This is a genomic window from Dietzia timorensis (genome assembly GCF_020742175.1).
Classification (GTDB): Bacteria; Actinomycetota; Actinomycetes; order Mycobacteriales; family Mycobacteriaceae; genus Dietzia; species Dietzia timorensis_A.
The window spans coordinates 1-3082 of the sequence record NZ_DYXM01000272.1; the positions used below are offsets into that span (position 1 = coordinate 1).

3 protein-coding genes are annotated in these 3082 nt (G+C 67.3%); all 3 read right to left on the reverse strand.

The genetic code is table 11. The features are described from left to right. Positions 1 to 20: 20 nt before the first annotated feature. Entirely contained in the window at positions 21 to 1316 is a 1296-nt protein-coding gene (gene efeB / locus K8V11_RS14025; RefSeq protein WP_303915568.1) for an iron uptake transporter deferrochelatase/peroxidase subunit, read from the reverse strand. Then, positions 1300 to 2550 carry an iron uptake system protein EfeO gene (gene efeO, locus K8V11_RS14030; protein ID WP_303915571.1) on the reverse strand — a complete coding sequence of 417 codons (1251 nt, stop codon included), beginning with the start codon at positions 2548 to 2550 and terminating at the stop codon, positions 1300 to 1302. Before efeO ends, efeB begins: the two co-directional genes overlap by 17 nt. 99 nt (positions 2551 to 2649) lie before the next feature. Then, positions 2650 to 3082 (reverse strand): FTR1 family protein (locus K8V11_RS14035; protein ID WP_303915574.1); only part of this gene is annotated, 433 nt, incomplete at its 5' end.

Consider the following 3082-nt stretch of genomic DNA (forward strand, 5'->3'; position numbering starts at 1 on the left):
AGATGGGCAACATTTTCTTGCTACCCCTCCAGAAGCTGCTGTCCCCACCATTGCCCGGCACCAAGACCCGGCGGGCACGCATACACGCCGGTCGAGGTGTGGGTGATGTACTCATTGAGCGCGTCCGAGCGGGACAGCTGCCGTTGCAGCGGCACGAACTGCGCCACGGGGTCGCGCTGGAAGCAGATGAAGAACAGTCCGGCATCGAGGTGCCCGAAACCGTCGGACCCGTCGGTGAAGTTATAGCCGCGCCGCAGGATCTGGGTCCCGGCGTTGAACTCCGGGTGCGCCAGCCGAAAGTGGGAGTCCTCCGGAATCACCGGCTGCCGCCCGGTGGTCATCGTGAAGTCGGGCTCGTCGAACTCGAAGGCCTGGCCCAAAGGCGCGCCCTCGCGCTTATCCCGGCCGATCACGCGTTCCTGCTCGGTGAGGTTCGCCCGGTCCCACGCCTCGATGTCCATCCGGATTCGCCGGGCAACCATGTACGTCCCGCCGTCCATCCACGCAGGACCGTCGCCGGGCTGCGTCCACACCTGCGAATCGAGAACTCCGGCGTCTCCGGCCTTGATATTGGCGGTTCCGTCCTTGAAGCCGAACATGTTTCGCGGGGTTCGTTGTGCGCTGGTCGTCGACGCGGTGCGGCCGAAGCCGAGCTGCGAATAGCGCACCGCGACCACACCGAAACCCATGCGCGCGAGGTTACGGATCGCGTGCACGGCGACCTGCGGGTCGTCGGCGCACGCCTGGATCGCGATGTCGCCGTAAGAGCGCGCCGGGTCGATGTCGTCACCGGCAAAGGTCGGCAGATCCTCGAGCGCGGCGGGCCGCAGCCGGGCGAGGTCGAAACGGTCGCGCCGCTTCTCGTCCCCGCCGGCGCCCGCCCCGAACAGGCTCGGCCCGAATCCGATCGTGAGCGTGAGCGCACCGGCCGCGAGGTCGAGCGCCTCGCCGGTGTCGGACGGCGGAAAGTACTCGCCCCGGCCCGTCGCGCCGCCGTCTTCGGTCTCGAGGCCGCGGGTCATCCGCTCGGCCGCCGCGGTCCATTTCTGTAGCAGCGCCGCCAGCTCGCGTTTGTCGTCGGTTATGACGTCGAACGCCGCGAAATGCAGACGGTCCTGCGCGGGCGTGGTGATCCCCGCCTGGTGGGCGCCGCGGAAGGGGACGACCTGGTCGTCGGACTCCCCTGCGCCGCCGGAACCGGTGATTCTCGCGCCGGCGAAGCCCCCGGCCGCGCCCAATGCGCCACCCGCGGCAAGCCCGGCACCCGTCGCGCCTAGGACCACACGCCGCGAGTAGCTCCTACTGTCCGAGGACAACCCCTGGCACCTCCGATAGGGACGCGCTGAGCGCGTCGATCTTGTCCGAAAGCTCGCGGCGCTGATCGGCCGAGACCTGCGAATAGTCCTTGTACCCTTCGCCCTCGCGGTAGGTGTCGATCGCGGCGGAGACGTCGTCGAAGCGGCCATTGATCTCGCCCATCATCTCCGGTTCCTTGGCCTCGATGATCGGCGCCATGTCGGTGATGAGGCGCTGCGAGCCCTCGATGTTCGCGGCGAAGTCCCACAGGTCGGTGTGCGAGTAGCGATCCTCCTCGCCGTCGACCTTGGTCGCGGCGACCTCGTCGACGAGCGCCTGCGGCCCGGCCACGTACGCGCGGGTCTCGAAGACGAAGTCCTCGCCGGCGACCTCGTCGCGCAGCGTGGTCACATCCTCGACGAGCTGGTCCGCGACCTTATCGATGTTCTCCTTGGTGTCGTTCTTCTTCGCGTCGTCGAAGTCCTCGCGGGTGATCTGGCCCGGCTCGTCGCCGACCGCGTCCTCGGTGGGCGCCCACAGGAAGCGCTCGATCCGGTGGAAACCGGTGAACTCCACCTCGCCGCCCTCGGTGTCGTCCCAGCGCATGTCGATCTTCGGATCGAGATCCGCGAAGGACTCGGCAACGGGCTCGATCCGTTCGAACGGCGTGCGCGCCTGGCCGAAGAGCGCCTTCGCCTTCTCGGTGTCCCCTGCCTTCACGGCATCGGCCAGCGCGGTCGTCTGGTCGACGAGCGTGTCGGTCTGCCCGCGCACGTAGTCGAGATACGCGGACTTTGCGTCCTCGACCTCGGTGGAGCCCTGGAGGCTCTCCTTCTCCTCGCCGTTCACGGAGATCTCGCCCTCGATTCCGCGACCGACCATTCCCGGTTTGCAGGCGACCCGGTAGTCGCCTGGCGAGGCGATATCGACGGTGAGCGTGCCCTTGAGCCCGGGACCGATGTTCTCCACCTCGCCGAGCACGCGATTGTCCTCACCGAAGACATAGAACTCGGTGACCTTGTCGCCGGCGTTTTCCACCGTGAATCGCACCGGGCCAGTCTGCGCTTCGGAGCTGGCCACCTCGCATTCGTCATTCGAGCTGGTGACGGCGATCGGCGCGGTCGCTCCCCCACCTGTGTCGCCGCCTTCCTTTTCCGCACAGGCGGCAAGCGCGCCGACACCGATGGCGAGCACTGCCGAGGTGGCCGCCGCGCGGCGCACCTTCCGTGCGCAGGGGCCGATTGAGCTATTCACGTGGTGGTTTCCTTATCGAACGGGGATCGAGGTCGATCCGGTCTACTTGGTTTGAGCGCGCGTGGGTTTCGGCGCGTCGGGTTTCGGTGTGCGTCGGGTTCAGTGCACGGTCGCGCCTGCGGTTTGGGGTGCACGGTCCGTGCCGGGTGCGGCCTTCGCGCCGGCGCTCGCCGAGCGATTCCAGAGGAATAGCGGGAGGACGACCACGAGGTATCCGGCCCACGCGAGGAGCTGGAGGACGGTGGGTTCGGGCGTGATGTTGAAAATGCCGCCGAGAACCGTGCCATACCAGGAGGACTGGTCGAACCAATCGAGGTGGAAGGCGTAATTCGTGAGTCCGGGGAGCCAGCCCATCGCCTGGAAGGCGTGCACCGAGTAGGACAGGATTCCGGCGGCGACCACGATGAGGAAGGCCCCGGTGAAGGTGAAAAACCTGGCAAGGTTGATCCGCACGGCACCCTGATACATGAGAACCGCGAGCCCGATGGCCACGCACACGCCGAGCAACAAGCCGACGAATGGCCAGGCGGAC